8 protein-coding genes and 1 pseudogene are annotated in these 8,170 nt (G+C 36.4%); all 9 read right to left on the bottom strand.

Features of this window, described 5'->3' with window-relative positions; translation table 11 throughout:
* Window positions 1-244 precede the first annotated feature (244 nt).
* Window positions 245-325, bottom strand: a pseudogene (locus ACQV2O_RS08290) (LysM peptidoglycan-binding domain-containing protein); the annotation flags it as partial.
* A 302-nt stretch (window positions 326-627) separates the two neighbouring features.
* Window positions 628-3,216, bottom strand: coding sequence for a LysM peptidoglycan-binding domain-containing protein (locus tag ACQV2O_RS08285; protein WP_428875533.1), 2,589 nt, complete (start codon window positions 3,214-3,216; stop codon window positions 628-630).
* Window positions 3,217-3,349: 133 nt separating this feature from the next.
* Window positions 3,350-4,159, bottom strand: coding sequence for a hypothetical protein (locus ACQV2O_RS08280; RefSeq protein ID WP_428875532.1), 810 nt, complete (start codon window positions 4,157-4,159; stop codon window positions 3,350-3,352).
* Between the two features lie 4 nt (window positions 4,160-4,163).
* Entirely contained in the window at window positions 4,164-4,631 is a 468-nt protein-coding gene (locus ACQV2O_RS08275) for a GNAT family N-acetyltransferase (RefSeq protein WP_428875530.1), read from the bottom strand.
* A 111-nt stretch (window positions 4,632-4,742) separates the two neighbouring features.
* Window positions 4,743-6,083, bottom strand: a complete 1,341-nt coding sequence (gene glnA, locus ACQV2O_RS08270; RefSeq protein ID WP_428874116.1) for a type I glutamate--ammonia ligase — start codon at window positions 6,081-6,083, stop codon at window positions 4,743-4,745.
* Between the two features lie 449 nt (window positions 6,084-6,532).
* The gene (locus ACQV2O_RS08265) at window positions 6,533-6,907 is read right to left on the bottom strand and encodes a hypothetical protein (RefSeq protein ID WP_428874115.1); all 375 of its coding nucleotides are present in this window, start codon (window positions 6,905-6,907) and stop codon (window positions 6,533-6,535) included.
* 215 nt (window positions 6,908-7,122) lie between these two features.
* Window positions 7,123-7,446, bottom strand: coding sequence for a hypothetical protein (locus ACQV2O_RS08260; RefSeq protein ID WP_428875528.1), 324 nt, complete (start codon window positions 7,444-7,446; stop codon window positions 7,123-7,125).
* Window positions 7,447-7,665: 219 nt separating this feature from the next.
* The gene (locus ACQV2O_RS08255) at window positions 7,666-7,902 is read right to left on the bottom strand and encodes a hypothetical protein (protein ID WP_428874113.1); all 237 of its coding nucleotides are present in this window, start codon (window positions 7,900-7,902) and stop codon (window positions 7,666-7,668) included.
* 5 nt (window positions 7,903-7,907) lie between these two features.
* Window positions 7,908-8,170 (bottom strand): transporter substrate-binding domain-containing protein (locus tag ACQV2O_RS08250; RefSeq protein WP_428875527.1); only part of this gene is annotated, 263 nt, incomplete at its 5' end.

Below are 8,170 nucleotides of genomic sequence, written 5' to 3'. Positions count from 1 at the left end.
CATAAGCATGCCCATTTAGAAGCACCTTGTGTAACATATGTTTGACAACTCTAGAGGTTTTCGCCTTAGATACACAGATTATTGATTGACCGATTGTTGCAATTTCATCAGCTAAAGGTCTCCAATTATCCTCTAGGTTTTTAGTCTCTGCTTCTTCTACTGGATTATTTTCAAGTTCTTTCTTGTCTTTAATGCGTACCTTTAAGACATCACCTGGATGGATTAAATTACTTATTAAGCCATTTTACTCTTCCAATTCATCCATCGTCATGCCATGGTTAATTGCAATGCGATATTTGGCATCACCCGCTTTTACTGTGTAGCTTCCGTATAAAACATTGCTTTCTTGAGCATAGATGGAATTGTTGGGCGCAAGACTTGAGACTGAAACGGCAGCAAGTGCTGACATAGAAATAGTTATTATACTTGATTTCAACAAATTACCTTTCATTAGGAGTTCTTCATTTATAATTTAATTGAATGTTTTGCAATTCAATTATAAATGAAGAAACATATATCTAAAATTGAAATATAATCTTAATAGCTTCTCAAAGATTGTAATAATAGTCATTCAAAGTAAAAAAGGTTGGACGTCTATCAACGTTCAACCTTTTTAATAGTTTATGTTTAATAACGTGGACGTCCATAACCTTGAATGTAGATACTATCCCATGCAAACTCTTTGCGAGCGACCATTAGTTTGGAATCATTCACTCGGGTATTTCCTTCGAAAGTTGTAATTAATCCATTATTATAAGACTCTACGATTCCAATATGATGCCCCCAACCGTTACGATAACCATCCCAGTTGAAGAAGACGATATCTCCAGCCTTGGGCTTGGTAAGCCCCATCCAAATTCCTTTATTCTTCACAATGTTTTTATGACGTTCAACACCTACTTCTCGCCCAGTTAAGTGAGAAAGGCCGGCCTCATCTGCGATGTGAGTTACAAAAGCATCACACCAATCATCATCATACGTCAAGCTGTAACCAACCGGTTTTGGATAAATCCGATTATAAGCATCGACTAACGCACGATGTTCGGGTGAGTATTTAGGAACTCCCAGATAACTTCTTGCAATATCTAATAAACGCTCAACATTGGCATTACTTACCTCATTCGGTTCAACATTAACTTTTTCTTGAGTTGGGACTTTAGAAATAAGAATTTTTTGACCGACACTTAAGCGATTAGAAGTTAAATTATTAATTTTTTTCAATTCGCTAACTTTCATTTCATGCTGCCAAGAAATTGTTTCTATACTATCTCCCTCTTGAACAATGTGGTAACTGTACTCATAAGGTGTATGCTTTACTGATTGATTTTCCCTATATTGTTTACCTTGATCTTCAATTTGTACAATCGGAGAGGCAGGTTGGGCATTATTCACTATTAAAGTATATCCAGCATAAAGAGTATTGGAAGTCATTTCATTCCATTTCTTTAAATTGGAAACAGAGACTCCAAATTTTTTAGCGACTGAATATAAAGAATCGCCATTTTGAACGACATAAGTTTTTACTGCAACTTGAGTATTACTATCTGGCTTGGAGGGATTCAGATTCGATGTTAAATTTGGTTGAGAAACATATAAAATATCCCCTGTGTAAATATAATTTGATTTTAAATTATTCCAAGACTTCAATTGTGCAACCGTAATCCCATGCATATTAGCTATTTTGCTTAGCCAATCGCCTCGTTTTACCGTATAAGTTTTGCTTACTGTCGGTGTGCTTGGTTTTTCTGGTGTTGGTTCAGCCGGCTTTTCTGGTGTTGGTGCTGGACTTGACGCTTCACCTTTTGCCACAATCAAAACGTTGCCTGGATGAATTAAGTCACTTCTTAAATTATTCCAAGACTTCAATTGCGCAACCGTAATCCCATGCATATTAGCTATTTTGCTTAGCCAATCGCCTCGTTTTACCGTATAAGTTTTGCTTACTGTCGGTGTGCTTGGTTTTTCTGGTGTTGGTTCAGCCGGCTTTTCTGGTGTTGGTGCTGGACTTGATGCTTCACCTTTTGCCACAATCAAAACATTGCCTGGATGAATTAAGTCACTTCTTAGATTATTCCAAGACTTCAATTGCGCAACCGTAATCCCATGCATATTAGCTATTTTGCTTAGCCAATCGCCTCGTTTTACCGTATAAGTTTTGCTTACTGTCGGTGTGCTTGGTTTTTCTGGTGTTGGTTCAGCCGGCTTTTCTGGTGTTGGTGCTGGACTTGACGCTTCACCTTTTGCCACAATCAAAACGTTGCCTGGATGAATTAAGTCACTTCTTAAATTATTCCAAGACTTTAATTGTGCAACCGTAATCCCATGCATATTAGCTATTTTGCTTAGCCAATCACCTCGTTTTACCGTATAAGTTTTGCTTACTGTCGGTGTGCTTGGTTTTTCTGGTGTTGGTTCAGCCGGCTTTTCTGGTGTTGGTGCTGGACTTGATGCTTCACCTTTTGCCACAATCAAAACATTGCCTGGATGAATTAAGTCACTTCTTAAATTATTCCAAGACTTCAATTGCGCAACCGTAATCCCATGCATATTAGCTATTTTGCTTAGCCAATCGCCTCGTTTTACCGTATAAGTTTTGCTTACTGTCGGTGTGCTTGGTTTTTCTGGTGTTGGTTCAGCCGGCTTTTCTGGTGTTGGTGCTGGACTTGATGCTTCACCTTTTGCCACAATCAAAACATTGCCTGGATGAATTAAGTCACTTCTTAGATTATTCCAAGACTGCAATTGCGCAACCGTAATCCCATGCATGTCAGCTATTCTAGCTAACCAATCGCCTGAACGTACGGTGTAAGTTTTTGCATGAGATACAAATACTGCTGGTTGATTAGTAGAAACATTTTGATTAATTGTCGGACTTGTTTCTGTTTTTGTTGTAGGTGTTTCTGTTGTCTCCTCTTTAATATCTGCCTGATTTTCTACAACTGAATGAGCATTCTTCACCCATACCTTCAGTACATCTCCTGGATGGATTAGGTTGCTAGTTAAACCATTTAATTCCTTCAACTCATCCATAGTCATTCCATGATTAACCGCGATACGATAAACTCCATCGCCGGCCTGTACCGTATAACTTCCGATTGCATAATTACTTTCTTGGGCATAAACACTTGGTAAGTTATCTATTTGAGTAACTGCTACTGTAGCTAATACTGACATTGAAATAGACAATAGGCTTGTCTTGATTGCTTTGTGTCTCATTATGGATCCTCCTTTATTAATTCGGTTGACTTCACTTACAAAGTATATCATATCATTGTGTAAAAATAATGAATAATACGCATTCGTAATATTTGTAATAAAAAAGCCAGTAAAACTGGCTATAAAAATCTATTTATTCAAAAAGCTTTTGCTCTTTAATTGCATCCTCAAGCGATATGTTTTTTAATTGTTCTAATAAATCACTAAGCGTCTCCTGCGACTCACTGATCTTAGTCAAATCACTTTTTTTAATTTGGTCAGCAAATTCTAATTGATCTACGAATTCCTGATACATATCTTGAATTTTATCACGATTGGCCTCATAAGTTTGCTGGTCTTCAGGCAATGAAGCAAGATTATCAAAATGTTTTTGATACAAACTTTCCATTTGTTTATCCAAGTCTAATGTTTGCTGGTAATAGGCATAATTTTTCCAATGAGTTAATAATTCCTCTTGACTATATTCTTTAGCTTTTACTTTCTCAGGCTCTGTTAAAGAATAATCCGAAACAAACTTGGCAACTTCTTCTGTTAATTGCAATTGTCCCAACTCAAAATCTTGTTCGATTTTAGCCAATCGCTCTTGGTAGTTTCTCAAATAAACTAGGTAAGTTTGATCCACTATACTGTTTAGCTGATTTAAAGCAACCGACATATAACCGGTAAAATTCTCAACTTCCGGGTCTTCTTTCAGCAGGTCCTGATAGACTTCCGTTAAACGGAACTCTCTGTATTTTTCTTTAAAGGCTTCAATTTCATCACTTACTTCCATCTTAGCTTCAAGATAAGCCTGTGGTAAAAATTCAATAATTGCTTGGTCATCTTTTTTTGATACATACTCGCTAGTTACTTCCACTGTTGTTTGGTCATCCTCAGCATCAATAGGATTGACTAGTGGCAATAGCACAACGGTTGCAATTAAACTTAATATCATTTTTTTCATTTTTTCATTCCTTCTCTCCATTATGAAGTTTCTTATTTAACAGTAAATCAATGTGTTCAATATTATCCTCAAGATAAGCTGAACTAGTTGGTTGAAAGCCTAAGCCCTTGTAAAAATCGATCAAATAAGTTTGACCGGATAGCTTGATCGAAGGATAATTTTTTTGATTAAATAGAAATTCAATAGCTTTAGCCATTATTTGATAAGATAAGCCTTGATTCCGTTGATCTTCTTTTACCAAAACACGACCAATTGATGCTTCTTCAAAACTCACCCCAGGAGCTAATAATCGACAATAGGCAAATATTTCTCCATTTTCTTCAAGGAATAAATGATCAGCCTCTATATCTAAATAATCAATGTCTAAATAGGGACACTTTTGCTCAACCACAAATACTTGGCACCGTAATTGCAATATTTGATAAAGTTCGTAAGTGCTCAAGTCATTAAATTGTTTTATTTTCCATGTCATTTAAGCCCTCCTATTTTAATGGATGCGCTCTTATTAATTACTTATTGATTTTAACAATAAAATAAGAACTAAGCAATAAAGAATGCTAAGTCCTTATTTTCTCTACCTCTATTAATAGGTCTCAAAATATCGATCCAGTTCCCATTGGGAAACATTTTTTAAATAATCCTCATATTCCAATGTTTTTTCTCGAATAAAGTTACTGGCGATATGTTCACCTAAACTTTCCATTATTTCTGGACTGGTCTTCAGTGCATTCACAGCCTCTTTTAAACTAGCTGGGAGCTGATAGATCCCTTTAAGCATACGTTTTTCTTGATCCATTTCATAAATATTTTCACGTACTTCTGCTGGAGGAGTAATTTTCTCCTCAATCCCTTTTAGTCCAGCTGTTAATAGTGAAGCTAAGGCTAAATAAGGATTAGCTGAAGGATCTACACTTCTAACTTCGATACGAGTAGAATTACCACGCGCAGCTGGAATGCGAATTAATGGTGAACGGTTTTGACCAGACCAGGCAATATAAACAGGCGCTTCATAGCCACTGACTAAGCGCTTGTATGAATTAACAGTTGGATTCACAATAGCTGTGTAAGCTGATGCATACTTCATTAAACCACCAATGAAATAATAAGCTGTTTGCGAAAGCCCCTCTTTACCTTCCGGGTCATAAAAAGCATTACCATCTTCTGTAAACAAAGACAGATTAAAGTGCATACCTGAACCTGCCAAACCATAAACCGGTTTTGGCATAAAGGATGCGTGCATATTATGACGATGGGCTACTGAGCGAACAATTAATTTGAAAATTTGAATGTTATCACAAGCTGTTAAAGCATCTGAATATTTCCAATCAATTTCGTGTTGGCCAGGTCCGCATTCATGGTGACTGGCTTCAATCTCAAACCCTAAGTCTTCTAACTCTAAAACAATATCACGACGAGTATTTTCTGCTGAATCAATCGGAGCTAAGTCAAAATAGCCTCCCTTATCATTTAATTCCATGGTGGGATTCCCATTCTCATCATTTTTAAAAAGATAAAATTCTGGTTCTGGCCCCAAGTTGAATGAAGTAAAACCTAGTTTTTGCATTTTAGTAAGCACTCTTTTCAGGTTAGTTCTCGGATCACCTGAGAAGGGCTGACGATGGGCTGTTTCCACATCACAAATTAAAGAAGCAACATTACCGCTTCCTTCTTTCCAATTATAAACTAACCAAGAATCATAATCCGGTACCAAATACATATCACTTTCTTCTATCCGAACAAAACCATCAATGGAGGAACCATCAAAAGTCATATTATTATCAAGAGCTTTTTCGATTTGTGAGACTGGAATTTCTACGTTTTTAATTTTCCCCATAATATCGGTAAACATTAAACGAATGAATTGAACCTTTTGTTCCTTAATATCCTGTAAGATCGCTGCGCGTGTCCATTTGTTTTGTGACATAATTGCCTCCTAAGCTAAGAATAAGCTCATTATAGTCCTCTATTTGGGACTTGTTTCACTTTAATCTAAAGTTTCTTAAGTTGAATTTCCGAACGTTCAGAAATATAAATCCACTTATTTTTCTCCTTTCTATAAGGGGGACTTAAAATAAATGGAGTTATTACTCAAAACTTCTAAAGTATTTGGACTCGGGATAAGAAAAGACATCTTGGAGCTGTCAGAAGTTTGACACTTAGAAATCGCTTATTTTTAATGATCTTTTTAACTTCATACTTAGAGTTACTTTTATCAGCATTATGCTTAATAGGATTGAAACACAGCTCAAGATAATGATTCAATTAGCCTGTTTTTTCGCCTATAAATCATCGATCAGCTGCATAATTGATGCCATTAGATTCTCATTATCTATAAATGGAATAGCAAAATAGTTCCTAAATTACAGGATGATTTTATTTCTTTTTCTCCAGCTTAAAATTTTCAATTAAAAATACGGAGGAAAAATAGAGAATCGGTAGTATAAAATAACTAATTATTTTAAAAGTATTGTCTGAAATATATGATAAAAAAAGAAAACTAATTAGAAGAACAACTTGAAGAAGACCTAACCAGGGTTTACCTGAAATCTCTATATAATCACCCGATTTGACCTCTAGGGGATTGCTTCTCATCCCTAATTGCTTAACAACTATAGTTGAACCTTCTACCACCTCAAGAGTGATCGTCTCATTCGTATGTATTTTCCCAATTGACTTGCCATCCTGATAGACAGTTAGGGGCATTAATCCCCCCATAAAATAAGCATTTCTTGTAATCTTTACCTGCATATTATTCCTCCTCTATTTCGTTTAATTATATCACAAGCTAAAGTAAGTCTTAAAAAGGCGAAAGTATCTTTCATCAAAGATTCATCACAGCATCTCATCAAAGAATGAGAGCATCATCAAAGGAATCATCTTCTCAACTACAGCTCACCCCTCTTCCTTGCGATGAGCCACCATGTCCTTCCTTTTACGGTAGAGTCCGTCTGTCTTCAAAGTTATTAACACATTTGGTGGTAGGATAGGGCCTGTTCAATCGCTTTTAAAGCATGACGATTCATTTCAACCAAACGAGTAGCTTCTTGATAATGATAGGAAGTCCCTTCGTCTCGCAAGGCTTTAAAAGGAGTTAAAAAAGTATTTTCTGCTATCTCTTCTAAAGTCCCACAGCAGCCCGCACTTATAACTTCTTCCACCCCATAAGCAATTAAAAGTTCTAAAATAGCCGTTGCTGCTGCCGCAGCAACAAAGGCTTGGACCAGACATACTGGGATCATTCCAAAAGAGGGGACAGACCTCTGGTTTTTGCTTGGGGCTTGCTTCACAATGACTAATCTTTCCTCTTACATTATTTATAAAGTGGCAGAACACCTTTTTTACTATACGCTTGATTCATTGGGTCTGCAATAGTTTTGTGGAGTTGGTCTAAGGGTTGCATATGTAAATCTTCCTAAACAATATTATTTTCAAGAAGGTACACGTCTTAATATACTAGTTAGATACAATTAAAAACTCAGCCTATAATTAGACTGAGTCGCAATTGATTATAACACCTTATCCAAGAACTCTTTGGTTCTGGCTTTGGCAGGATGTTTAAAAATTAGATTGGTATCGGCATCTTCAATTACATAGCCTTCTTCCACGAAGATCACTCGGTCTGACACTTCGCGGGCAAAGCCTATCTCGTGGGTTACCACCATGGTCATTCCATCATTTGCTAAATTTGGCATAACTTCCAAAATATCGCCCACCATCTTCGAATCTTCTTTCACTGTAAACATCGAGCCTACTTCAAAATAAAGGTCTGAGAAATCAAAGGTCTCTTTTCTTTCATAGTTATACCCATAGCAGCAATCATCCCATCTGCTTGATTACTTTCTAAGGCTTGCAGGCCAGAAGAAGGCATAATTTTATAATCAATCTTGAAGCCGGCTTCTTCAGCTATGGCTTCGAGAATTTCAATGTCAATTCCTTTAAGATTACCTTCATCATCGGTGTTAAACGTAAATGATAATGTCTCAAGAGAACACAAATCAAAATGTCCCACTA

The sequence above is a fragment of the Facklamia sp. P13055 genome, from assembly GCF_050409445.1.
Taxonomy (GTDB): domain Bacteria; phylum Bacillota; class Bacilli; order Lactobacillales; family Aerococcaceae; genus Facklamia.
Note: the sequence above shows the minus strand (reverse complement) of the source record. Positions and strands in the feature narration are given on the sequence as shown.